The 23,591-nt window shown below is 72.8% G+C and carries 20 protein-coding genes; 3 read left to right on the forward strand and 17 right to left on the reverse strand.

All coding sequences use genetic code 11. The annotated features are described in order from the left end of the window. Positions 1–112 precede the first annotated feature (112 nt). Positions 113–1,666: an MFS transporter gene (locus E1266_RS05830; RefSeq protein WP_132044496.1), complete on the forward strand. Its 1,554-nt coding sequence runs from the start codon at positions 113–115 to the stop codon at positions 1,664–1,666. Between the two features lie 112 nt (positions 1,667–1,778). On the opposite strand, the gene metK is transcribed toward E1266_RS05830, so the two are convergent. The 13 genes from metK to pyrR all read right to left on the reverse strand — a co-directional run bounded on the left by metK (position 1,779) and on the right by pyrR (position 16,608). Next, positions 1,779–2,972 carry a methionine adenosyltransferase gene (metK, locus tag E1266_RS05835; protein ID WP_132044498.1) on the reverse strand — a complete coding sequence of 398 codons (1,194 nt, stop codon included), beginning with the start codon at positions 2,970–2,972 and terminating at the stop codon, positions 1,779–1,781. A 218-nt stretch (positions 2,973–3,190) separates the two neighbouring features. Then, complete coding sequence (coaBC, locus tag E1266_RS05840) at positions 3,191–4,411, reverse strand: bifunctional phosphopantothenoylcysteine decarboxylase/phosphopantothenate--cysteine ligase CoaBC (protein WP_132044499.1); 1,221 nt, start codon at positions 4,409–4,411, stop codon at positions 3,191–3,193. Between the two features lie 76 nt (positions 4,412–4,487). Then, positions 4,488–4,742: a DNA-directed RNA polymerase subunit omega gene (rpoZ, locus tag E1266_RS05845; RefSeq protein WP_021597645.1), complete on the reverse strand. Its 255-nt coding sequence runs from the start codon at positions 4,740–4,742 to the stop codon at positions 4,488–4,490. Between the two features lie 65 nt (positions 4,743–4,807). Next, positions 4,808–5,401 (reverse strand): guanylate kinase, encoded by a 594-nt coding sequence (gene gmk / locus E1266_RS05850; protein ID WP_132044501.1) that lies wholly within the window; start codon positions 5,399–5,401, stop codon positions 4,808–4,810. Positions 5,402–5,560: 159 nt separating this feature from the next. Continuing rightward, positions 5,561–5,887: an integration host factor, actinobacterial type gene (gene mihF, locus E1266_RS05855; RefSeq protein ID WP_021597647.1), complete on the reverse strand. Its 327-nt coding sequence runs from the start codon at positions 5,885–5,887 to the stop codon at positions 5,561–5,563. Between the two features lie 788 nt (positions 5,888–6,675). Next, a complete protein-coding gene (gene pyrF / locus E1266_RS05860; protein ID WP_132044503.1) occupies positions 6,676–7,377 on the reverse strand; it encodes an orotidine-5'-phosphate decarboxylase in 702 nt (233 codons plus the stop codon). Then, entirely contained in the window at positions 7,374–8,354 is a 981-nt protein-coding gene (locus E1266_RS05865) for a dihydroorotate dehydrogenase (protein ID WP_132044505.1), read from the reverse strand. The genes pyrF and E1266_RS05865 overlap by 4 nt, the downstream gene beginning before the upstream one ends. Next, the gene (locus E1266_RS05870) at positions 8,351–9,238 is read right to left on the reverse strand and encodes a dihydroorotate dehydrogenase electron transfer subunit (RefSeq protein ID WP_132044507.1); all 888 of its coding nucleotides are present in this window, start codon (positions 9,236–9,238) and stop codon (positions 8,351–8,353) included. Before E1266_RS05870 ends, E1266_RS05865 begins: the two co-directional genes overlap by 4 nt. 75 nt (positions 9,239–9,313) lie before the next feature. After that, positions 9,314–12,682, reverse strand: a complete 3,369-nt coding sequence (carB, locus tag E1266_RS05875) for a carbamoyl-phosphate synthase large subunit (RefSeq protein ID WP_132044509.1) — start codon at positions 12,680–12,682, stop codon at positions 9,314–9,316. Then, a complete protein-coding gene (gene carA / locus E1266_RS05880; RefSeq protein ID WP_132044511.1) occupies positions 12,682–13,797 on the reverse strand; it encodes a glutamine-hydrolyzing carbamoyl-phosphate synthase small subunit in 1,116 nt (371 codons plus the stop codon). The genes carB and carA overlap by 1 nt, the downstream gene beginning before the upstream one ends. Beyond that, positions 13,794–15,098: a dihydroorotase gene (locus E1266_RS05885; RefSeq protein ID WP_207945445.1), complete on the reverse strand. Its 1,305-nt coding sequence runs from the start codon at positions 15,096–15,098 to the stop codon at positions 13,794–13,796. The genes carA and E1266_RS05885 overlap by 4 nt, the downstream gene beginning before the upstream one ends. Beyond that, entirely contained in the window at positions 15,095–16,036 is a 942-nt protein-coding gene (locus E1266_RS05890; RefSeq protein ID WP_132044513.1) for an aspartate carbamoyltransferase catalytic subunit, read from the reverse strand. The genes E1266_RS05885 and E1266_RS05890 overlap by 4 nt, the downstream gene beginning before the upstream one ends. Next, positions 16,033–16,608 carry a bifunctional pyr operon transcriptional regulator/uracil phosphoribosyltransferase PyrR gene (gene pyrR, locus E1266_RS05895; RefSeq protein WP_132044515.1) on the reverse strand — a complete coding sequence of 192 codons (576 nt, stop codon included), beginning with the start codon at positions 16,606–16,608 and terminating at the stop codon, positions 16,033–16,035. Before pyrR ends, E1266_RS05890 begins: the two co-directional genes overlap by 4 nt. A gap of 447 nt (positions 16,609–17,055) precedes the next feature. Between pyrR and E1266_RS05900 the strand changes: the two genes are divergently transcribed. Next, positions 17,056–17,550 carry a transcriptional regulator gene (locus E1266_RS05900; protein WP_021597992.1) on the forward strand — a complete coding sequence of 165 codons (495 nt, stop codon included), beginning with the start codon at positions 17,056–17,058 and terminating at the stop codon, positions 17,548–17,550. Between the two features lie 67 nt (positions 17,551–17,617). Here E1266_RS05900 and E1266_RS05905 read toward each other — a convergent pair whose 3' ends face one another. From E1266_RS05905 to E1266_RS05920, 4 genes are all read right to left on the reverse strand, one after another. Beyond that, the gene (locus tag E1266_RS05905; protein ID WP_243718250.1) at positions 17,618–19,048 is read right to left on the reverse strand and encodes an MFS transporter; all 1,431 of its coding nucleotides are present in this window, start codon (positions 19,046–19,048) and stop codon (positions 17,618–17,620) included. Between the two features lie 85 nt (positions 19,049–19,133). After that, complete coding sequence (locus tag E1266_RS05910) at positions 19,134–20,384, reverse strand: CoA transferase (protein ID WP_132044519.1); 1,251 nt, start codon at positions 20,382–20,384, stop codon at positions 19,134–19,136. Further along, a complete protein-coding gene (locus E1266_RS05915; protein ID WP_132044521.1) occupies positions 20,381–21,466 on the reverse strand; it encodes a Zn-dependent alcohol dehydrogenase in 1,086 nt (361 codons plus the stop codon). Before E1266_RS05915 ends, E1266_RS05910 begins: the two co-directional genes overlap by 4 nt. 22 nt (positions 21,467–21,488) lie before the next feature. Continuing rightward, positions 21,489–22,907: an aldehyde dehydrogenase family protein gene (locus E1266_RS05920; protein WP_207945446.1), complete on the reverse strand. Its 1,419-nt coding sequence runs from the start codon at positions 22,905–22,907 to the stop codon at positions 21,489–21,491. 118 nt (positions 22,908–23,025) lie between these two features. On the opposite strand from E1266_RS05920, the gene E1266_RS05925 reads away from it, so the two are divergent. After that, the coding region (locus E1266_RS05925) for a GntR family transcriptional regulator (RefSeq protein WP_243718251.1) at positions 23,026–23,591 on the forward strand (566 nt) is incomplete at its 3' end.

Genomic DNA, 23,591 nt, shown 5'->3' on the forward strand with positions numbered 1-23,591 from the left:
GATGACAACACCGCATACCCGAGAGCGGGCGGACGCTCCTGCCCTGCGAAGCGCGTCGCGCCGCTCCGCGTCCCCTGCGCCCTGGAGAAAGTGGGCGAACCCGCGTCACCCCGTGGTGGCGGCCACGTTCGCCTCGGCCGTCCTCCACCTGGTGTGGGCGCTGTACCTGGCGACGGAAGGCGGTGACCTCGCGGCGCAGGCCGCGTGGACGGACTTCGTCTGGCAGCACCCAGACGCCGCGTACAGCTTCGCCTGGTACGGCGGCATGCACCCGGCCTCCTACAGCGTCCTGTCCCCGCACCTCATGGCGCTGTTCGGCATCCGCACGGTCGCCGTGGTGACCGGCACGGTCTCGGCGGCGCTCACCGCGCACCTCCTGCGGCGGTTCAAGGCGCCCGTGGCGCTGCCCGCCTCCCTCTGGGTCGCGTTCGCGCTGGCGTGCAACGCCGCGTCCGGCCGGACCACGTTCGGGCTGGGCCTCATGTTCGCGCTCCTGGCGACGCTCGCGGCGTTCACCCGCCGCGGCACCCCCGCCCTGCGCGCGGCGGGGATGGTCGTCCTGAGCCTCCTCGCGTCGCTGGCGAGCCCGGTCGCGGGCCTGTTCCTCCTCGTGCTGGCCGCCGCGCTGTTCCTGACCGGGCGCCGCCGCGCCGGGGTCTGCCTCGCCGTGGGCCTGCCCCTCGTCGTCGGCACGACGAGCCTGCTGTTCCCCTTCGACGGCATCCAGCCCATCTCGTTCACCGCCATCGTCCTGCCCGCCGTCACCGGCGTGATCGCCGTGCTGACGTGCGCGCCGAAGAACTGGACCCTCGTCCGGGTCGGCGCCGCCGTGTACCTGGCCGGGATCGTCCTGACGTGGCTGATCCCGTCCCCGGTCGGCAGCAACGTCGAGCGGCTCTCGCTGCTGTTCGGCGGGATGTTCCTGCTGTCGGCCGTCGCGCGCGCGCACGGCCGCCTGCGGATCGCCGTGCTGTCCCTGGCCTTCATCGTCACCGCGTCCTGGCAGGTCGTGAAGCCCGTCGACGACCTCATCCACACCGAACCCGCCGACGAGGCCGCCGCGCACGCCAGCGGCCTCGTCACCGAGCTGACGAACCTCGGCGCCGGCAAGGGGCGCATCGAGGTCGTCCCGCTGCGCTCCCACTGGGAGGCGGCGGGGCTGAGCCGCCACTTCACCCTCGCGCGCGGCTGGAACCGCCAGGTCGACGCCGAACGCCACGGCCTGTTCTACGAGGACGGCGCGCTGACGTCCGACTCCTACCGCGACTGGCTGCACAAGTGGGCGGTGCAGTACGTCGTCCTGCCCGAGCAGGAGAACGACTGGGCGGCGCAGGAGGAGGCCGCGCTCGTCGCCAAGGGCCAGCCGTACCTGACGGAGATCTGGCACGACGAGCACTGGCGGCTGTACCGCGTCCTGCGGGCGACGCCCCTTGTCGACCGCCCGGCGTCCATCCACAAGCTCGACGCGGGCGAACTCGTCGTGGACATGCCGTCCAGCGGCTCCGTCCTGGTGCGCGCGTACTGGTCGCCCTGGCTGAGGGTGACGGGCGGGGACGCGTGCCTGGCGCGCGAGGGCGAGTTCATCCGGCTGAAGGCGGACGCGCCCGGCCGCTACGCCATCGGCGCCCGCTACGGTCTCCAGCGCGGCACCCACTGCGCCCCCTGAGCGGACGCGGCCGACCTCCACGCCGAACGAAACACCGCACGTACGAAGAAGAGCCCCGGGCGGCGTCCCCCGGGGCTCTTCCCGTTTGCCGGACCACGGTCCGGACGGTCGGCTACAGGCCGGCGGCGGAGGCCAGGTCCTTGGCGCGGTCCGTCGACTCCCAGGAGAAGTCGGGCTCGCTGCGGCCGAAGTGGCCGTACGCGGCGGTCTGCTGGTAGATCGGGCGGAGCAGGTCGAGGTCGCGGACGATCGCGGCCGGGCGCAGGTCGAAGACCTCGGAGATCGCCTTCTCGATCTTCTCGGGGGCGACCTTCTCGGTGCCGAAGGTCTCCACGAACACCCCGACCGGGTGGGCCTTGCCGATCGCGTAGGCGACCTGGACCTCGGCGCGGTCGGCGAGCTGCGCGGCGACGATGTTCTTGGCGACCCAGCGCATCGCGTACGCGGCGGACCGGTCGACCTTGGACGGGTCCTTCCCGGAGAACGCGCCGCCGCCGTGCCGCGCCATGCCGCCGTAGGTGTCCACGATGATCTTGCGGCCGGTGAGCCCGGCGTCGCCCATCGGGCCGCCGATCTCGAAGCGGCCGGTCGGGTTGACCAGCAGCCGGTAGCCCTCGGTGTCGAGCTCGAACCCGGCGAGCACCGGGTCGACGACGTGCTCCTTGATGTCCGGGGTCAGCAGTTCCTTCAGGTCGATGTCGGGGGCGTGCTGGCTGGACACGACGACGGTGTCGAGGCGGACGCCGCGGTCGCCGTCGTACTCGATGGTGACCTGGGTCTTGCCGTCGGGGCGCAGGTAGGGGACGTCGCCGCTCTTGCGGACGGCGGACAGCCGGTGCGCGAGCCGGTGCGCGAGCGTGATCGGCAGCGGCATGAGGTCGGGCGACTCGTTGGTGGCGTAGCCGAACATCAGCCCCTGGTCGCCGGCGCCCTGCCGGTCCAGCTCGTCGACGCCCTCGCCCTCGCGGGCCTCGTAGGCGTCGTCGACGCCCTGCGCGATGTCGGGCGACTGGGCGCCGATGGACACCGACACACCGCAGGAGTGGCCGTCGAAGCCCTTCTTGGACGAGTCGTAGCCGATCTCCAGGATCTTCTCGCGGATCACGCCCGGGATGTCGACGTAGGTCTCGGTGGTGACCTCACCGGCGACGTGGACCTGCCCGGTCGTGATCATCGTTTCGACGGCGACCCGGCTCTTCGGGTCGTCCTTGAGCATCGAGTCGAGGATCGCGTCGCTGATCTGGTCCGCGATCTTGTCCGGGTGTCCTTCGGTGACGGACTCGGAGGTGAACAGGCGGCGAGGCACGTACGTGAACTCCTTGCAGCGGCTGCTGACTGTCGTCGCAGGGACGGATGTCTTGTCGAGTTCGGCAGGGGACCCCGCCCCCCGCCGGGTTTCCCACGGGTGTCATTGCGGAGTCTAGCGGGAACGCCGAACGCCGCCGCGATCGCCGGGAGACGCCGGGGGGCTCCGCCGCACCGGCCGGCGGCGCGCCGGCCGCGGGCCGCCGGGCGTGGGCGGCGTCAGCCGGCCGGCGGCGGGACGAGGCGTGCGGCGACCTGGTCCCAGACCACCTCGGCCAGCGCCTCCTTGGCGCCGCGCGGCACCTCGGTCTGCGAGCCGTCCGCCCCGAGGATCACCGCGGCGTTGTCCGGCCGCCCGAAGGTGAGCCCCTCCCCGACCTGGTTGACGACGAGCAGGTCGCAGCGCTTGCGGGCGAGCTTGGCGCGGCCGTTCTCCAGGACGTCGTCGGTCTCGGCGGCGAAGCCCACGATCACCTGCCCAGGGCGGCGCCTCTCGCCGAGCTCGGCCAGGACGTCGGGGTTCTTGGCCAGCCGGATCGGCTCCGGCTCGCTCCCCTCGGTCTTCTTGATCTTGGAGTCCTGGTAGCCGGCCGGGCGGAAGTCGGCGACGGCGGCGGCCATGACGACCGCGTCGGCGGCGCCGGCGGCCTTCAGGACGGCCTCGCGCATGTCCTCGGCCGACCCGACGGGCACGATCTCGGCCCCGGCCGGGTCGGGCAGGGCCACGTTGGCGGAGACGAGCGTCACGCGGGCGCCGCGGGCCACGGCCGTGCGGGCGAGCGCGTAGCCCTGCAGGCCCGACGAGCGGTTCCCGAGGAAGCGGACGGGGTCGAGGGCCTCGCGGGTGCCGCCGGCCGAGACGACGACGTGCCGCCCGGCGAGGTCGCGGCCGTCCGCGCCGCGCGCCAGCACGTGCCGGGCGACCTCGAACAGCTCAGCGGGCTCGGGCAGCCGGCCGGGGCCGGTGTCCTTGCCGGTGAGGCGCCCCGACGCCGGTTCGACGACGACGGCGCCGCGGCTCCGCAGCGTCGCCACGTTCGCCTGCGTCGCGGGATGCTCCCACATCTCGGTGTGCATCGCGGGCGCGAAGACGACCGGGCAGCGGGCGGTGAGCAGGGTGTTGGTGAGCAGGTCGTCCGCCAGGCCGCCGGCGGCCCGCGCCAGCAGGTCGGCGGTGGCGGGGGCGACGAAGACCAGGTCGGCCTGCTGCCCGAGCCGGACGTGCGGGACGTCGGCGACGCCGTCCCACACCCCCGTCGAGACCGGTTTCCCCGACAGGGCGGCCCACGTGGGTTCGCCGACGAAGCGGAGCGCGTCCTCGGTCGGGACGACGGTGACGTCGTGGCCCGACTCGGTGAGCCTCCGGAGCAGTTCGCACACCTTGTACGCGGCGATGCCGGCGCTCACTCCGAGCACGACGCGCGGCTTGGGGGAGGTCATGCCGCCCACTGTGCCATCAGGCACCGGACGGGTTCCCGCCGGGGTCGCCCCGGCGGGGCGCTCTCCCGGGGCGCTCTCAGCCCTCGATGGGCTCGGCGTTCAGGAGGCCCTCGCGCGTCTCGCGGAGGGCGATCGACAGGGGCTTCTCCTGGACCTGCGTCTCGACGAGCGGGCCGACGTACTCCAGCAGGCCCTCGCCCAGCTGGGCGTAGTAGGCGTTGATCTGCCGGGCGCGCTTGGCCGCGATGCTCACGAGGCCGTACTTGGTGTCGACGACTTCGAGGAGCTCGTCGATCGACGGGTTGGTGATGCCCTCATTGCTGGCTGCCACTCGGTGGCCTTCCCTAGGTCTCGCTCCGGTGTTGCGTTCCGCGCCCGCCGGACGCGGCGGACGCACTAGTGAACAGCCATCAAGGCTAGCAGCTCATCGCACACGTCCTGGACGGACGTGTTGACGAGCGTGACGTCGAACTCCTTCTCGGCGGCGAGCTCGACGCGGGCGGCCGCGAGGCGGCGCTCGACGACCTCGGGGGGCTCGGTGCCGCGGCCGGTCAGCCGCCGGACGAGCTCCTCCCAGCTGGGCGGCGCGAGGAACACCAGCAGCGCCTCGGGCATGGTGCGGCGCACCTGCCGGGCGCCCTGGAGGTCGATCTCCAGGAGGACCGGCTCGCCGCGGTCCAGGCGCTCCTCGACGGGCCGCCGCGGGGTCCCGTAGCGGTTGCCCGCGAACTCGGCCCATTCGAGGAGCTCCCCTTCGTCGACGAGCCGGTCGAAACCGGCGTCGTCGACGAAGAAGTACTGCACACCGTGGGTCTCACCCGGCCGGGGCGGCCGGGTGGTCACCGAGACCGACAGCCACACCCGGGGGTGCGCTCGCCGGATCTCGGCGACGACCGTGCTCTTGCCGACGCCCGACGGCCCGGAGAGGACCGTCAGGCGCCGCGAGAGCGGGCCAGGCGTTTCGGAGCCTTCCGGCACTGCGTCGAACATTCTCATCCGGCCCGTCCGGGGACGTGCGCCCCGCGAGGGGCGGCCGGTGATGGGAGGCGTTCGGCGCGTGCGCCGGAGCCGGGCGGGATGGTGCCGGTCCCGGGTCGCCCCGGGCCGGCCGCGGCGGCCTGGCCGCAGCGCCCGCCCGTGAGTCGCGCGTCAGCGGTTCGCACTTCCGCCGAACTCACGCTCCAGGGATGCGCGCTGGTTGGCGCCGAGGCCCCGCACACGGCGGGACTCGGCGATGCCCAGGCGCTCCATGATCTGCTTCGCACGGACCTTGCCCACACCGGGCAGCGATTCGAGGAGCGCCGAGACCTTCATCTTTCCGATGACGTCGTCGGACTGACCCTCTTTGAGAACCTCGGCGAGCGAGGTTCCCCCGTGCTTCAGCTTGTTCTTAACCTCGGCCCGCTCCTTGCGAGCCTTGGCAGCCTTCTCCAGGGCTGCGGCGCGCTGTTCGGGGGTTAGGGGCGGAAGAGCCACGCCGGGTCACCTCAGGTTTCCACTCGACGGAGTCGGACGGGTTGGGAAACTAGCGAGTTCACCGCCCTTTAGGCAACGTGAAGTGCCGTTTAGCCCGCCACAAATTCATGAAAATCACTCCTTGGAGTGTCCTGAATACAGAGTGTACCCAATCGGGGCCCCTCGGCCGCCCATCCCGGCGCCTTGCTGGGACTTTCGCTTGATCGTGAAAATCCCCCCTTTCTGACCCCATATGCGGCACTCGGTACCGGTTTGCGGGCGGGGTTCGCGCCCCCGCCGCGGTGCCGTCCGGCGCCCCGCGGACCCTCCGCAGGGCCCCGCGGACGGGGCCTGTGAGGTCCCCCACAAATGATCCCGACCGAGTGACACTCGTCACGCCGCGCCGTTCCGCACGTCGCGCCGGGAGGGTTACTGTCATCCTCGACAACACCCCGACCGCCGAGATCGCGCCAGCCACCGGAGGGCACCGCCACCGCTCCAGCTCCCCGCCCGCCGCCAGGGCATCGCACATGGACGCGGAACCGCCGGCGATCCGCCGGGGACGTTCCCCGGCATGAATCGTCGCCCCGCGTGAACGAGTTCGTCGTTCGGTACGTATCGCAATGCGGAGGAGTCCGTCTCCGTAATCGCATGCGAGTAAAACCACAAAGTGCGATACCGCACGTCCTAGAACCCCTTAGCAAAACCTGCTCAGAAAGCAGAACCCGTCACTTGTCCACCGGGGAGGCCCTCCGGATGCGCGGCGGCCGGGCTCCGCGCACCGGGGCCGCCGGCGCGGGCCCGCGCGCTCACGGTGCGCCGGCGGACGTCCTGCGGAGGGCGGCTGCTATGGCGGCCGCGGCGGCGCCGGGATCGGGCGCGGCGGTGATGGGACGGCCGATGACCAGGAGGTCCGCCCCGGCGGCCAGGGCGTCCTCCGGGGTGGCGACGCGGGCCTGGTCCTGGTTGGCGGAGCCCTCGGGGCGGACGCCCGGCGTGATGAGCGTGATGCCGGGGCCGACCTCCGCGCGGACGGCCGCGGCCTCCTGCGGGGAGCAGACGAGCGCCTGGGCGCCCGCCTCGACGGCGAGGACGGCCAGCCGGCGGACGGCGTCCGGGGCGGGGCCCGCGAGGCCGAGGGCGGTGAGGTCGGCATCGCCGAGGGACGTCAGCACGGTCACCGCGGCGATCTTCGTGGCGGGGGCCGCCTCGACGGCCGCGCGGATCATCGCGGGGCCGCCCGCGGCGTGCACGGTCAGGTAGGACGGCTTGAGGCGGGCGACGGCGCGGGCGGCGCCGCGGACCGTCGCGGGGATGTCGTGCAGCTTGAGGTCCAGGAAGACCTGGACGCGGCTGGCGCCCCGGACGCTGGCGACGACGTCCGGCCCGTAGCGCAGGTAGAGCTCCAGGCCCACCTTGACGGTGGAGACGTGCGGCGTGACCAGGGTGGCCCAGCGGGCGGCCGTCTCCAGGTCGGGCGCGTCGAGCGCGACGGCGATGGGGGCGGTCACAGCTTCTCCTTCTCGGGCTCTTGCGGGCGCACCTGGGGCGGGACGTACCCGGCGGGCTTGTGCGCGAGTCCGACGGCGTCGGCGAGGCGCCCGATGCGGCGGGCCGCGAGGGCGTCCTCCAGCTCGCGCAGGACGCGGGGCCCGGCGGAGGGGTCGTGGAAGACGGCGGTGCCGACGGCGACGGCGGAGGCTCCGGCCAGGATGAACTCCAGCGCGTCCAGGCCGGTGGTGATGCCGCCGACGCCGATGATGGGCGTGCTCGGCAGCGCCGCGTGCACCTGGTAGACGCAGCGGACCGCGATCGGGCGGACGGCCGGCCCGGACAGGCCGCCCGACACGCCGGTGAGGGCGGGCCGCAGCGTCTTCGGGTCGATCGCCATGCCCTCCATGGTGTTGATGAGGGTGAGGCCGTCGGCGCCCGCGTCGACGCAGGCCAGCGCTATGGTGACGATGTCGGTGACGTCGGGGGCGAGCTTGGCGAAGACGGGCGTGCCGGGCCGGGCGTGGTCGCGGACGGCCCGGACGACGGACGCGGCGGCGGCCGGGTGCCAGGCGAACACGCGGCCGCGGTCCTCGGCGTTCGGGCAGGCGACGTTGACCTCGATGGCGGCGACGCCCGGGACGTTGCGGAGGCGGCGGCCGAGGTCGGCGTACTCCTCGACGCTGTTGCCGGCGACGGAGACGACCGTGGGGACGTCCTGCTCCATGAGCCAGGGGAGGTCACGTTCCAGGAACGTCTCGATGCCGGGCCCGGGGAGGCCCATCGCGGTGAGGAGGCCGCTGGGCGTCTCGGTGACCCGTGGTGTGGGACGTCCCGCGCGCGCTTGGGCCATTACAGACGTGGTGACGAAGGCGCCCAGGCGGGTGAGGTCGAAGAACTGGGCGAGCTCCCGTCCCGTCCCACCGCACCCGGAGGCCGTCATGACGGGGTTGGGCAGCTCCAGGGGCCCGAGTGAGGTCCTGACCCGGTCGCTCATCGAGGACCCCTTTCGGAGACGCTCAGGACGCGCGGCGCGCCGAGCGCGTCGAACGGGATGGTTCCGAGGTCGCCCCACCGGACGCGGTCGCCGCGCAGGACGGGCCCGTCCGCGCAGGCGCGGACCATGCGGGTCACGCCGTCGTCGCCGTGCACGGGCAGCATGCAGGTCATGCAGACGCCGATGCCGCAGGCGCCCGTCCGCTGGAGGAACTCCTCGACCGACACCTGGGAGGGCAGGCCGAAGTCGCCCGCGACCTGGGTGACCGAGCGGAGCAGGTCCGTGGGGCCGCAGCCGTAGACGACGTCGGCGCCGGTCTCCTCGATGACGCGCGGCAGGACGTCGCGGACGGTGCCGGTCTCCCCCATCGACCCGTCCTCGGTGGCGACGGTGGAGCTGTCGCCGATGCGCTGCGCCATGCGGGAGCCGAACACCTGCCGGGCGGACGGCCCGCCGAGCACGAAGTGCACCTGGCAGCCGCGGCGCAGCAGCGCGTCGGCGAGGGCGAACACGGCGGCGGCGCCGGGCCCGCCGCCGACGAGCAGGCAGCTCACCGGGTCGCGGGGCAGCCGGAACGGGCGGCCGAGCGGCCCGACGAGGTCGATCTGGTCGCGGGAGCGGCGCCCGGCGAGCCAGGCGGTGCCGGGCTCGGTGTCGGCGAACACCAACTCGACGGTGCCGCCGTAGTCGGACTTGACCTCGTGCACCCCGAAGCAGCGGCGGACCAGCCGGGACGTGTGCTCGCCGCCGACGGCGAGCGCCAGGAACTGGCCGGGCCGGAACCGCTCGGCGATGGCCGGGGCCACCAGCGTCAGCGCGTGGTAGTCCTGCACCTGGCGGACCGTCAGAACCGTCCCCGACGTCTGCACCGGTGTGTCGGACACCCGTCTCCCTCTCCTCGTCGCGTGCGCCGGCGGGGCGCGGCACGTCCCGCCCGGCCCCGCCCGTCCCGGCTTCTGTCACCCGGAGGCCATACTGCCGTCACCGTCCGGGGACGGCCCGCCGACGCGCCCACGGGACCCGCCGAGCCGCTCGGCGTGCTCCTGGAGGGAGCGGACGCCGACCTGGCCTTCCGCGACGGCCTCGATGCCCTGCACGGCCGCCGCGAGCCCCTGCACGGTCGTCACGCACGGTACGCCCCGCAGCACCGCCGCGGTGCGGATCTCGTAACCGTCGAGCCGCGGCCCGGACTGGCCGGGGCTGCCGAAGGGAGTGTTGACGATGAGGTCGACCTCGCCGTCCAGGACGCGCCGCACGATCGTGGGCTCGCCGGACGGTCCCGGACCCTCGCTGTGCTTGCGCACGATCTTGGCACGCACGCCGTTGCGGCGCAGGACCTCGGCGGTCCCCTCCGTGGCAAGAATCTCAAAGCCCAGGTCAGCGAGGCGCTTGACGGGGAACACCATGTGCCGTTTGTCGCGGTTCGCCACCGAGACGAAAGCGCGGCCCTTGGTCGGCAGCGAGCCGTAGGCGGCCTGCTGCGACTTGGCGAAGGCGGTGCCGAACACCTCGTCGATGCCCATGACCTCGCCGGTCGACCGCATCTCGGGGCCGAGGACGGTGTCGACGCCCTGCCCGCGCTCGTTGCGGAACCGGTCGAACGGCAGCACGGCCTCCTTCACCGCGATCGGCGCGTCCAGCGGCAGGGACCCGCCGTCGCCGGCCGCCGGGAGCATCCCCTCGGCGCGCAGCCCGGCGATGGTCTCGCCCATCATCACGCGGGCGGCGGCCTTGGCGAGCGGCACGGCCGTCGCCTTGGACACGAAGGGGACGGTGCGGGAGGCGCGCGGGTTGGCCTCCAGGACGTACAGGACGCCCGCTGACAGCGCGTACTGCACGTTCATGAGCCCGCGCACCCCGATGCCGCGTGCGAGCGCCTCCGTCGACTCGCGGATGCGGCGGATGTCGTCGTGCCCGAGCGTGATGGGCGGCAGCGCGCAGGCCGAGTCGCCGGAGTGGATGCCGGCCTCCTCGATGTGCTCCATGACGCCGCCGAGGTAGAGCTCCTCGCCGTCGAACAGGGCGTCCACGTCGATCTCGATGGCCTCGTCCAGGAAGCGGTCGACCAGGACGGGGTGCTCCGGGCTCGCTTCGGTGGCGCGGGCCATGTACGACTCCAGCGTGGCGTCGTCGTACACGATCTCCATGCCGCGCCCGCCGAGGACGTACGAGGGACGCACGAGAACGGGGTAGCCGATCTCGCCGGCGATTTCGAGGGCCTCCCGGTAGGACGTGGCCGTCCCGTGCTTGGGCGCGAGCAGCCCCGCCCTGTGCAGGACGCGCCCGAACGCGCCGCGCTCTTCCGCGAGGTGGATGCTCTCGGGCGAGGTGCCCACGATGGGGACACCGGCGTCCTTGAGCTTCTGGGCGAGCCCCAGGGGCGTCTGCCCGCCGAGCTGGACGATGACGCCCGCGACCTCACCGGTCTGCTGCTCGGCGTAGACGACCTCTAGGACGTCCTCCAGGGTGAGGGGCTCGAAGTAGAGCCGGTCGGAGGTGTCGTAGTCGGTGGAGACCGTCTCGGGGTTGCAGTTGACCATCACGGTCTCGTAGCCCGCGTCGGCCAGCGTGAACGACGCGTGGACGCAGGAGTAGTCGAACTCGACGCCCTGGCCGATGCGGTTGGGGCCGCTGCCGAGGATGAGCACCTTGGGCTTAGTGCCCGGCGGTACTTCGGTCTCCTCGTCGTAGGCCGAGTAGAGGTAGGGGGTCTGCGCCTCGAACTCGGCGGCGCAGGTGTCCACGGTGAGGTAGACGGGGCGGACGCCGAGGGCGTGGCGCAGTTCCCTGACGACGTCCTCGGAGAGGTTCCGCAGCTCGCCGATCTGCGCGTCGGAGAACCCGTGCCGCTTGGCGCGCAGCAGCTTCTCCCTGGTGAGCGCGTCGTCGGCGGTGCGGATCTCCTCGGCGATCTCGTTGACGGCCGCGATCTGGTCGAGGAACCAGGGGTCGATGCCGGTCGCCTCGTAGAGCTCCTCGATGCTCGCGCCCGCCCAGAGCGCCCGCTGGACGTCCTTGAGGCGTCCGTCGTGGGGGCGCCGGGCCGACTCGACCAGCGCGGCTGCGTCCGGTTCGCCCGCCCAGCCGAACGACGAGCCCTTCTGCTCCAGCGACCGCATGGCCTTCTGCAGGGCCTCGGTGAAGCAGCGGCCGATGGCCATGGCCTCGCCCACGGACTTCATGTGCGTGGTGAGGGTGCCGTCCGCGCCGGGGAACTTCTCGAACGCGAACCGGGGCACCTTCACCACGACGTAGTCGAGCGTGGGCTCGAACGACGCGGGCGTCTCCCGGGTGATGTCGTTCGGGATCTCGTCCAGCGTGTAGCCGATCGCCAGCTTCGCCGCGATCTTGGCGATCGGGAAGCCGGTGGCCTTGGACGCCAGCGCCGACGACCGCGACACCCGCGGGTTCATCTCGATGACGATCATCCGGCCGGTGCCGGGGTGCACGGCGAACTGGATGTTGCAGCCGCCGGTGTCGACGCCGACCTCGCGGATCACGGCGATCGCGACGTCCCGCATGTTCTGGTACTCGCGGTCGGTCAGCGTCATCGCGGGCGCGACCGTGATCGAGTCGCCGGTGTGCACGCCCATCGGGTCGAGGTTCTCGATCGAGCACACGATCACCACGTTGTCGCGGCGGTCGCGCATGACCTCCAGCTCGTACTCCTTCCAGCCGAGGATCGACTCCTCCAGGAGCACCTCGGTGGTCGGCGACGCGTCCAGGCCGGTGCCGGCGATGCGGCGCAGGTCGTCCTCGTCGTGGGCGAACCCCGAGCCGGCGCCGCCCATCGTGAACGAGGGCCGCACGACGAGCGGGTACCCCAGCTCGCCCGCCGCGGCGAGGCAGTCCTCCATCGAGTGGCAGATGCGCGACCGGGCGGACTCGGCGTTCAGGCCCCGCTCCCGCGCGACCTTGGCGACGACGTCCTTGAACTTCTCCCGGTTCTCCCCCGCCTGGATCGCCGCCACGTCGGCGCCGATCAGCTCGACCCCGTACTTGGCGAGGACGCCGCCCTCGTAGAGCGCGATGGCGGTGTTCAGGGCCGTCTGGCCGCCGAGCGTGGGCAGCAGCGCGTCCGGGCGCTCCTTCGCGATGATCTTCTCGACGACCTCGGGGGTGATCGGCTCGACGTAGGTCGCGTCGGCGAACTCGGGGTCGGTCATGATCGTGGCCGGGTTGCTGTTGACCAGCGTCACCCGCAGGCCCTCGGCCTTGAGCACCCGGCACGCCTGGGTGCCGGAGTAGTCGAACTCGCACGCCTGGCCGATGACGATCGGCCCGGAGCCGATGACCAGGACGGACTTCAGGTCGTCCCTGCGCGGCATTACTCCGACCCTCCCATCAGCTCGCAGAAGTGGTCGAAGAGCCCCGAGGCGTCGTGCGGGCCGGCCGCCGCCTCCGGGTGGTACTGCACGCTGAACGCCGGACGCTCCAGGAGTCTCAGCCCCTCCACACAGCCGTCGTTGAGATTGACGTGGGTGACTTCGGCGGGGCCGTAGGGGGTGTCGAACGGGCCGTCCTTGGGGGCGTCCACCGCGAACCCGTGGTTGTGGGCCGAGATGTGGACCCTGCCGCTGGCGCGGTCCTGGACGGGCTGGTTGACGCCCCGGTGGCCGAACCGCAGCTTGTACGTGCCCAGCCCCAGCGCACGGCCGAATATCTGGTTGCCGAAGCAGATGCCGAAGAACGGGGTCCCGGCGTCCAGGACGCCTTTCAGCGCGTCCACGGCGTAGCCGGCGGCGGCGGGGTCGCCGGGACCGTTGGAGAAGAACACGCCGTCCGGTTCGAGGGCGAGGATCTCCGCGGTGGTGCTGGCCGCCGGGAGGATGTGCACCTCGCAGCCGCGCAGGGCCAGCCGGTGCGGCGTCATGGCCTTGATGCCGAGGTCGACGGCCGCGACCGTGAAGCGCTTCCGGCCCTCGGCCGGGACGACGTACGGTTCGGCGGTCGAAACGTCCCTCGCGAGGTCGGCGCCCTCCATCGAGGGGCTCTGCCGCACACGCTCCAGCAGCGCCTCCACGCCCGGCTCGGCCGCCGTCCCGCTGAACACTCCGGCGCGCATCGCGCCCCTGTCGCGCAGATGCCGCGTCAGCGCCCGCGTGCCGGGGATGGCGATGCCCACCACGCCCTGCTCCCGCAGGGCTGAACCCAGCGATCCGGTGGCGCGCCAGTTGGACGCCACACGGGCGGGCTCACGCACGACGTAGCCGGCGACCTGGATCCGCCCTGACTCGGGGTCCTCGCCGTTGATGCCGGTGTTGCCTATGTGGGGGGACGTCATGGCCACGATCTGGCGGGCGTACGAAGGGTCGGTGAGCGTCTCCTGGTAACCGGTCATCCCGGTGTTGAAGACCATCTCGCCGAAGGTCTCGCCCTCGGCGCCGTACGCGGCCCCGTGGAACACCCTGCCGTCTTCCAGAACGAGCAGAGCACGGGTCATTGCAGTTTCCCTTCCAGGACGGTCGGCTTTCCGCGCAGGAACGTGGCGACGACCCGTCCCGGCAGTTCCAGCCCCGCGAACGGGGTGTTGCGGCTCTTGGACGTCATCGCCGTCGGGTCGACGGTGCCGCGGGGCGACGGGTCGTACAGCGTGATGTTGGCGGGCGACCCCGTCTCCAGCGGGCGGCCCTGGCCGGACAGGCGGCCGATGCGGGCGGGCGCCGCGGACATGCGGTCGGCGACGCCGGCCCAGTCGAGCAGCCCGGTCTCGACCATGGCCTCCTGGACGACCGGCAGCGCCGTCTCCAAGCCGATCATGCCCATCGCCGCCACCGCCCACTCGGTCTCCTTGGCCTCGACGGGGTGCGGGGCGTGGTCCGTGGCGACGCAGTCGATCGTCCCGTCCGCGAGGGCGTGCCGCAGGGCGGTGACGTCGTCGGCGGTGCGCAGCGGCGGGTTCACCTTGAAGATCGGGTCGTAGGTCCCGGCGCGGGCGTCGTTCAGCAGCAGGTGGTGCGGGGTGACCTCGGCGGTCACCGGGCAGCCCTTGCTCTTGGCCCAGCGGAGGATCTCCACCGAGCCCGCCGTGGACACGTGGCACACGTGCAGCCGCGACCCGACGTGCTGGGCGAGCAGCACGTCCCGCGCGATGATCGCCTCCTCGGCGACCGCGGGCCAGCCGCGCAGCCCGAGCGCGGCGGACATCTCGCCCTCGTTCATCTGCGCGCCCTCGGTGAGGCGCGGCTCCTGCGCGTGCTGGGCGACGACGCCGCCGAACGCCTTCACGTACTCCAGGGCCCGGCGCATGATGACCGCGTCCGACACGCAGTGCCCGTCGTCGGAGAACACCCGGACCCGGGCGGCGGAGTCGGCCATCGCGCCCAGCTCCGCGAGCTGCTCGCCGGCGATGCCCCGCGTGACCGCCCCCACGGGCTGGACGTCGCAGTACCCGGCCTCGCGCCCGAGGCGCCACACCTGCTCCACCACGCCCGCGGTGTCGGCGACGGGCTCGGTGTTGGCCATCGCGTGGACCGCGGTGTACCCGCCCATCGCGGCGGCCCTCGTCCCGGACTCGACGGTCTCGGCGTCCTCGCGGCCCGGCTCGCGCAGGTGCGTGTGCAGGTCCACCAGGCCGGGCAGCGCGACGAGCCCCTCGGCGTCGACGACCTGCGCCCCGGCGGCGTCCAGCCCGGACCCCACCTCCGCGATCACGCCCTCGCGCACCAGGACGTCGGCGGCCTCCCCGCCGAGGATCCGCGCGCCCCTGATGATGTACTTCACGGCTTCTCTCCGCTCGCTCACTGGGTGGCCTCCTGGCCGATGGCGGGCTCGGAGCCGCCGAGCAGGAGGTAGAGGACGGCCATGCGGGCGCTGACGCCGTTGGCGACCTGGTCGACGATGGTGGAGCGGACCGAGTCGGCGACCTCGGCGGCGATCTCGACGCCGCGGTTCATCGGCCCGGGGTGCATGACGATGGCGTGCTCCGGCAGCTCGGCCATGCGCTCGGCGGTCAGGCCGTAGCGGCGGCTGTACTCCCGGACGGTCGGGAAGTAGGCGGCGTTCATCCGCTCCTGCTGGACGCGCAGCATCATGATGACATCGCTCTTGGCGAGGACGGCGTCCAGGTCGTAGGAGACCGAGCACGGCCAGGTGTCGATCGCGACCGGCAGCAGCGTCGGCGGCGCCACCACGGTGACGTCGGCGCCGAGGGTGTCGAGCAGCAGGACGTTGGATCGTGCCACCCGGCTGTGCAGGACGTCGCCGACGATCGTGACCCTGCGGCCGTCCAACTCGCCGAGGCGGCGGCGCATCGTGAACGCGTCCAGCAGGGCCTGCGTCGGGTGCTCGTGGGTGCCGTCGCCGGCGTTGATCACGCTGCCCTGCACCCAGCCCGCCAGCCGGTGCGGCGCGCCCGAGGCGCCGTGCCGGATGACGACGCCGTCCGCGCCCATCGCCTCCAGCGTCAGGGCGGTGTCCTTCAGACTCTCGCCCTTGGAGACGCTCGACCCCTTCGCGGAGAAGTTGATGACGTCCGCCGACAGCCGCTTGGCGGCCGCCTCGAACGAGATGCGGGTGCGGGTGGAGTCCTCGAAGAAGAGGTTGACGACCGTCCGGCCGCGCAGCGTCGGGAGCTTCTTGATCGAGCGTCCGGCGATCTGGGCGAGCTCCTCGGCGGTGTCGAGGACGAGCAGCGCGTCGTCGCGGCTCAGGTCGGCGGCGGAGATCAGATGGCGGTTCATTCGGCGCCCCCCGTCGGGCCGGGCGGGACGGGCCCGAGCAGGACCGCGTCGTGCCCGTCGTTCTCGTCCAGCAGGACCTTCACGGTCTCGCGCATCGAGGTGGGCAGGTTCTTGCCGACGTAGTCGGCGCGGATCGGCAGCTCCCGGTGCCCGCGGTCGACCAGCACGGCCAGCTGGACCGCGCGGGGCCGCCCGAGGTCGTTGAGGGCGTCCAGCGCGGCGCGCACCGTCCGGCCGGAGAACAGCACGTCGTCCACCAGGACGACGACCCGGTCGTCGATCCCCTCGGCGGGCAGCTCGGTGCGGCCGAGGGCGCGGGCGGGCCGCATCCGCAGGTCGTCGCGGTACATCGTCACGTCGAGCGAGCCCCAGGGCACCGGGCGCCCCTCGACCTCGCGCAGCGCGCCCGCCAGCCGCTCGGCCAGCGTCACGCCGCGGGTCTGGATGCCGAGCAGCAGGACGTCGTGGCCGCCCTTGGTGCGCTCGAGGATCTCGTGTGCGATCCGGGTCAGCGCGCGTCTGATGTCCGGTCCCTCCAGCACGGCCTTCTGCCGAGGGTCACCGTCCGCCACGCGCGCCCCGGCAGGCCGTTCCGGCCTGGAGGCAGCATTCACCACCGGAACCTCCTTTCCCGCCTCACTGGACGGGCTTTAAAGGACGTCTTGTCGTGCACACGTTAGCAGCAGGCCCGGAGCGCCCCGGCACCCGGACCGCTCCACGTCTTCGCAGGTGAGAGGGGTCACATTCGGGCCGCCGCCGGGCCGTCGCCCGGCCGTGCGGGCGGCCGTGCGGGCCTGCGCCCGCGCGGCCTGGGGACGATCCGGACCGTCCGCATCGTCTGCGGCGGATTCGACCGCTTTTTTCCAATCAGCTTGACCTAGGGCCTTCTCCGTTTTACCGTCACTGTCCGTAACCATCCCTGGGGACAGGCTCCTGTGGCGCGACAGCGCACCAAATCTGTCCCCCTCCGGCGACCGCCGGGGTCCGACGACGACGAAAGTGAGCCTGGGGGCCGCACAATGCCGTCTGAATACGCTAAGGCTCTCGGCGCGCGCCTGCGCGCCATCCGCACCCAGCAGGGCCTGTCCCTGCACGGTGTGGAGGAGAAGTCACGCGGCCGCTGGAAGGCCGTCGTCGTGGGTTCGTACGAGCGGGGCGACCGCGCCGTCACCGTTCAGAAGCTGGCCGAGCTCGCCGATTTCTACGGCGTGCCGGTATCCGAGTTGCTGCCCGGCGGAGCCGCGCCGAGCCCGCTCGGGCCTACACCCAAGCTCGTGATCGATCTAGAGCGGTTGCAGCAGCTTCCGAAGGACAAGGCCGGTCCTCTCGCCCGATACGCCGCGACGATCCAGAGCCAGCGGGGCGACTACAACGGAAAGGTCCTGTCCATCCGCCAGGAAGACCTGCGTTCACTCGCGGTCATCTATGACAAGTCACCGACGGAGCTGACCGAAGAGCTCATCGGCTGGGGCGTCCTCGACCCGGAGGCGCGCCGCGCCGTCGAGTCGTTCTGATACGCCCGTTCTCCATCGCGGACGGGGCCCGGCACCGCGCCGGGCCCCGTTTCGCGTCTCGGGGCCGTCAGCGTCGCCTGCCCGCCGCCGGGGACGCCCCCGGCATGCGCACGGGTTCGAGGGCCCGCACGGCTCCCCCTCGGTGGCGTCCGCGGCGCGGGATGAGCAGGGCCAGGGGGATCACCACCACCATGACGGCGGCGCTCATCGCGAAGCCCGCGGTGTAGCCGCCCTCGCCGGGGACCATCACGAGGATGACCGCGCTGATCTGCGGCCCGAGCGAGGCGCCGACCGTCCGGATGAGGGTGTTGACGCCGGTGGCCACGCCCGTCTCGCTCGCGGGGACGGCGGCGACGACGAGGTTCGCGACGGCGGCGTAGGCGAAGCCCAGGCCGATGCCGCGGGCCACGCTGCCGGCGTAGAGCTGCCACATTGCGTCGTGCTGGACCGCCACGTAGCCGTAGCCGATCCCCGTCATCAGGGCGCCGGCGAACAGGACCATGCGGGACCCGACCAGGCGGTCGAGCAGGCCGGCCGTCAGCCCGGCGGCGGTCATGCCGATGCTCGCGGGCAGCTGCAGCAGCGCCGCCTGGGTCGCCGTCCCGCCGAAGCCGTGGCCGGTGTCCTCCGGGAGCTGGACGAGCAGGGGGAACAGGAGCCCGCCCGCCATCAGCGAGTAGCCCGCCAGCAGGGACGCGGCGTTCGCCGTCCAGACGCCGCGTATCCGCATCAGCCTCAGGTCGATCAGCGGTTCGCGGACGCGGCCCTCCACCCACAGCCAGGCGCAGGCGGTCACCAGCGACAGGGCGAACAGCCCGAGGACGCCCGGGGACGTCCAGCCCCAGTTCGTGCCCTCGCCGACGGCCGTCAGCGCGGCCACCAGCCAGGCCGCGAACAGCACGGCGCCCCACCAGTCGACGCGGGCGCCCGTCCGGCGCTTCGGTTGTGGAACGATCCACCACGCGAGGACCAGTCCGGGCACCAGGCCGGCCACCGGGACCCAGAGCAGCCACCGCCATCCCAGCAGGTCGATGACCGGCCCGGCGATGCACCAGGAGACGGCCCCGCCGAGCCCCAGCATGGACGACATGAGCCCGACGGCCGAGGCCCGCCGCGCGGGCGGGATGACGTCCCTGATGATCGTGTAGGCGAGCGGGAAGACGCCGCTGCCGATGCCGCTCAGGGCGCGCCCGGCGAGCATGACCGGCACCGTCCAGGCGAGGGCGGCGACGACCGTCCCGACCGTGGCGACCGCGAGGACGGCGAGCAGGACGCGGCGCGGGCCGTACAGGTCCCCCAGGCGGCCGATCACCGGCGTGGCCACGGCCGCGGACAGGGTCATCGCGGTGAGCGCCCACGCGGCGCCCGTGGGCGTCGTGTCCAGTCCCTCCTGGATCTGCGGGAGGGCGGGCGTCACGACGGCCATGGACAGCGAGTACGCCATCACGCCGAGGAAGGCCAGCAGGGGCACCAGCCCCCGCCCCTCGCGCGCCGCCACCGTGCCCCTCCTCTTAGTTCGCCTGTCTAACGATCTCATAGGACGGCGAACAACCGGCGAACGGGCCGAACTTGGCGGAGTCCGGTCAGGCCTCTCCGGCGATGCGGCGGGCGCGGAGGGCGTCCGCCTCCTCCGGTGAGAGGGACAGGACGTCCTGCAGTACCTCGCCGGTGTGCTGGCCGAGGTCCGGGGCCGGGGCGGGCGGCACGGACGTCTCGCCGAGGCGCAGCGGAGAGCCGGGGGCGAGGTGCGCGCCGATGCCGGGCTGCTCCAGTTCGGCCATGAGGGGTTCGGCGTCCAGGCCGGCGGTCACTTCCGTGAAGTCGCGGTAGCGGGACCACAGGACCGACGTGCCCTTCAGGGCGTCCTCGACCTCCGCGCAGGTGCGGGACGCGAACCAGGGGGCGAGGACGCCGGCGAGCGTCTCGCGGTAGGCGTACCGGTCCCCGGCCCCGCGGAAGTCGGCGCCGAGCGCGCGCTCCAGTGCGGCGGTCACCTCGCCGAACCCGGTGGCGTCCACGAGGTCGCGCCAGTGGCGGGCGGTGAGGGCGACCACCATGACGCGGCCGTCGGCGGTGGCGAAGTCGCGGCCGAAGTCGCCGTACAGGCTGTTGCCGAGCCGCGGGCGCACCCCGCCGAGCTGCGCCTCGGCGAGGTAGCCGAGGTTCCCCGCCGTGGCGAGGGCGACGTCCTGCAGCGCGACGCGGATGCGCCGCCCCTCCCCCGTGCGCAGGCGGTGCCGCTCGGCCGCCAGCAGCCCGACGGCCAGGTAGAGGCCGCACGCGATGTCCCAGGCCGGAAGCGCGTGGTTGACCGGGGCGACCTGGTCGGACGGGCCCGTGATGTAAGGGAAGCCGAGGGCCGCGTTCACCGTGTAGTCGACCGCGTTGCCTCCGTCCCGGCGGCCTTGGAGCTGGACGTGGATCAGGTCGGGACGCCTCTCCCGCAGGGCCTCGTAGGTGAGGCCGTCGCGTGGCGGCGCGTTGGTGATGACGACGCCGCTCCCGGCGACGAGATCCGCGACGAGGTCGCGGCCCTCGGGAGAGCGCAGGTCGACCGTGACGGACCGCTTGCCCTTGTTGAGCCCGGCCCAGTACAGGCTCCGGCCGGACGGGGCGAGCGGACGGCGGTCGATGTCGGGGCCGCCGCCGATCTGGTCCACGCGGATCACGTCCGCGCCGAGCTGGGCGAGGGTCATCCCGCCCAGCGGCACGGCGACGAAGCTGGACAGCTCCACCACCCGCATCCCGGCGAGCGGAAGCGCCCCCGGGGCCTCCTCGCTCAGTGCTTCCCGCGGGGGGACGACCCCCCGCGCCCCCCGGGCCGCTTCGCTCATTGTGCGATCTCGATGAGGGACCGCGCTCCCCGCCCGGCCCGCATCCGGTCGAACGCCTCGGCGACGCCGTCGAGGCCGATGCGGTGGGTGACCAGGGTGGACAGGTCGAGCCGCCCGGCCTCCATCTCCTCGACGAGCTGCGGGACGTCCCGGTCCGGGTCGGAGGAGCCGTAGACCGAGCTGGTCAGGGTCCGGTTGAAGTGGAACAGCTCCAGGGCGCTGAAGCTCGCCGCGTCGTCGCGGGCCCCGACACCCACGACCGTGCACCGCCCGCCGCGGCGCACCGACTGCCACGCCGTCCGGATCAGCTCGGCCTTGCCCACGCACTCGAAGGCGTGGTCGGCTCCGCGTCCCTCGGTCAGGGCACGGACCTGCTTGGCAAGCTTGGGGTCCGCTTCGAGGTAGTGCGTCGCGCCCGCCGTCCTCGCCAGTTCTTCCTTCTCGGTGCCGCGGTCCACGGCGATGATGGTCCCGGCGCCGGCGAGGCGGGCTCCCATGACGGTCGACAGGCCGATGCCGCCGAGACCGATGACGAGCACCGACTGCCCCTCGCGGACCTGCGCCGTGTTGCGCACGGCGCCGATCCCCGTCAGCACGGCGCACCCGAGCAGCGCCCCGAGGTCGAGCGGAGCGGACGCGGGCAGCGGCACCACCGAGCGTTCCGGCGCGACGAGCTCCTCGGCGAAACCGCCGACGCCCATGCACGCGTAGAGCTCGCCGCCGTCCAGCGTGGCACCGGACGAGGGGCTCACGGCACCTTCCACGGCGCTGCACAGCCACGGCTCGCCCTGCCCGCAGAACCAGCACTCGCCGCACGCCGCGGCCCAGTTCAGCACGACGTGGTCGCCGGGCCGCACCTTCGTCACGTCCGCGCCCACCTCGGCGACCTCGCCCGCGGCCTCGTGCCCGAGGACGAGCGGGAACTTCGGCGCCAGCGTCCCGTTGATCATCGACAGGTCGGAGTGGCACACCCCCGCCGCCGCCACCCGGACCCTGACGTCCCCGGGGCCGACCCGGGGCAGTTCGATGTCGCGGACCTGCGGCGGGACGTCCGGCCCTGTCGCGACGACGGCCTTGACCATGCGGTTCTCCTCGGCTGGGGGGTCAGAGCTGGATTGCCTTGAGCTCGGTGAACTCTTCGAGGCCGAAGCGGCCCATCTCGCGCCCGATCCCGGACTGCTTGTAGCCGCCGAACGGCGCCATCGGGTTGAACGCGCCGCCGTTGACGTCGATGGACCCGGTCCTCACCTGGCGGGCGAACGCGATGGCCCGGTCCTGGTCGGCCGCCCACACACCCCCCGCGAGCCCGTAGCGGGAGTTGTTCGCGATCCGGAGCGCCTCGTCCTCGTCCCGGAACGGGATGACGGACAGCACCGGACCGAAAATCTCCTCCTGCGCGACGGTCGCGTTCTGGTCGACATCGGCGAGCACGGTCGCCGCGATGTAGTGGCCGCGGTCGAAACCGTCCGGCGCGGCCGTTCCGCCGGTGACGACGCGCGCCCCCTCGGAGACGCCGGTGTCGATGAAGCCCCGCACACGGTCGAGCTGCGCCTTGGACACCAGCGGGCCCAGCTTGGTGGACGCGTCGAGCGGGTCCCCCGGCGCGAAGCCCTCCGCGAAGCCCTTGGCCAGGTCGAGGGCCTGCGCGTAGTGGTCCTGGTGGACGAGCATCCGCGTCCAGGCCGTGCAGGTCTGGCCGCCATTGAGGAACGCGTTGGAGACCCCGACCTTCACCGCGGTCTTGACGTCGGCGTCCTCCAGGATGACGTTCGCCGACTTGCCGCCCAGCTCCAGCGCCACCTTCTTGACCGTGCCCGCGGCCAGCTCGGCGACCCGGGAACCCGCCCGCACCGAACCGGTGAACGACACCAGGTCGACCTCGGGGTGGGTGGCGAGGGCCTCGCCGACGACCGGGCCGTATCCGGGGACGAGGTTGACGACGCCCGCGGGCAGCCCGGCCTCGTGGACGGCGTCCATCAGCTCGTAGGCGACCAGCGGCGCGACCTCGCTCGGCTTGATCACGATCGTGCAGCCGGCCGCGAGCGCGGGGGCGAGCTTGCAGGTGATCTGGTGCAGCGGGTAGTTCCACGGCGTGATCGCGGCGACGACGCCGGCCGGCTCGCGGACGACCAGCGAGTTGCCGACGCGCTCGTCCGGCAGCCCATCGGCGATCATCTCGGCGTACCCGGCGACGACCGCCTGCGGCAGCCCCGCCTGGATGCGGGTCGCGATGCGCATCGGCGTGCCGACCTCGCTCGCGATCGTCCGCGCGATGGCCTCCTCCCGGCTCGCCAGCGCGGCGTGGAGGCGGCGCAGGAACTCCGAACGCTCCTGCCACGACGTCGCGGACCAGGCGGGGAACGCGGCCCTGGCGGCCCGGACGGCGCGGTCGACGTCCTCGGCGGTCCCCTCGGGCACGGTGGCGAGGGTCTCCTCGGTGGCGGGGTTCTCGACGGCGATGACCCCGGTGCCCAGCGGGCTGGTCCACGCTCCGTCGATGTAGAGGGCGTCTCGGTCGCGCACGGCGGCTCCTCGGTTCAGGCGGATTCTATAGAATATGCCATCACCGTGCCGGGGCGGGCGGCGCGGGTCCTTCCGACGATATGCTCACGTCGTTCCGGCAGACAGAGCGGGGGAGACCATGCCCGTGCTGGAGGGCAGGCACCAGCTCAGCGAGATGGTCGCCACCCACGTCCGCGAGGCCATCATGATCGGTGAGCTGCGCGCCCCGGACTACATCCGGACCGAGCACCTGGCCGCCGAGCTCGGCATCAGCGCGACCCCGGTCCGCGAGGCGCTGATGATCCTGCACAGCGAGGGCGCCGTCCGCTGGGAGCCGCGCCGCGGCTTCCGGGTGCTGCCGCTCACCGCGCGGGACGTCGCGGACCTCTTCGACGTGCAGGCCTACATCGCCGGGGAACTGGCGGCCCGCGCCGCGGAGGCGCTGGACGACGCCGAGATCGAACGCCTCGGCGTCCTCCAGGCCCGCCTGGAGGACGCGGCGCGCGCGCACGACGCCGAGCAGGTCGACCGCCTCAACCACGAGTTCCACCGGACGATCAACCGGTCGTCGGGCTCGTCCCGCATGACGTCCCTGCTCAGCCTGACCGTCCACTACGTGCCGCTCGGCTTCTTCGGCACCGTCGAGGGCTGGGCGGAGGCATCGGCCCACGACCACTCCGCCGTCCTGACCGCCCTCCGCACCCG

It is taken from the genome of Actinomadura sp. 7K534, from assembly GCF_004348575.1.
Taxonomy (GTDB): domain Bacteria; phylum Actinomycetota; class Actinomycetes; order Streptosporangiales; family Streptosporangiaceae; genus Spirillospora; species Spirillospora livida.

Bases quoted from the DNA above. Each gene is read 5' to 3' on its own strand.
- E1266_RS05915 (WP_132044521.1), bottom strand. From the start codon at position 21,466: ATGGTCAAGGCCGTCGTCGCGACAGGGCCGGACGTCCCGCCGCAGGTC.
- E1266_RS05865 (WP_132044505.1), bottom strand. From the start codon at position 8,354: ATGAGCGACCGGGTCAGGACCTCACTCGGGCCCCTGGAGCTGCCCAAC.
- E1266_RS05900 (WP_021597992.1), top strand. From the start codon at position 17,056: ATGCCGTCTGAATACGCTAAGGCTCTCGGCGCGCGCCTGCGCGCCATC.
- E1266_RS05890 (WP_132044513.1), bottom strand. From the start codon at position 16,036: ATGAACCGCCATCTGATCTCCGCCGCCGACCTGAGCCGCGACGACGCG.
- gmk (WP_132044501.1), bottom strand. From the start codon at position 5,401: ATGTTCGACGCAGTGCCGGAAGGCTCCGAAACGCCTGGCCCGCTCTCG.
- carA (WP_132044511.1), bottom strand. From the start codon at position 13,797: ATGACCCGTGCTCTGCTCGTTCTGGAAGACGGCAGGGTGTTCCACGGG.
- carB (WP_132044509.1), bottom strand. From the start codon at position 12,682: ATGCCGCGCAGGGACGACCTGAAGTCCGTCCTGGTCATCGGCTCCGGG.
- E1266_RS05910 (WP_132044519.1), bottom strand. From the start codon at position 20,384: ATGAGCGAAGCGGCCCGGGGGGCGCGGGGGGTCGTCCCCCCGCGGGAA.
- coaBC (WP_132044499.1), bottom strand. From the start codon at position 4,411: ATGACCTCCCCCAAGCCGCGCGTCGTGCTCGGAGTGAGCGCCGGCATC.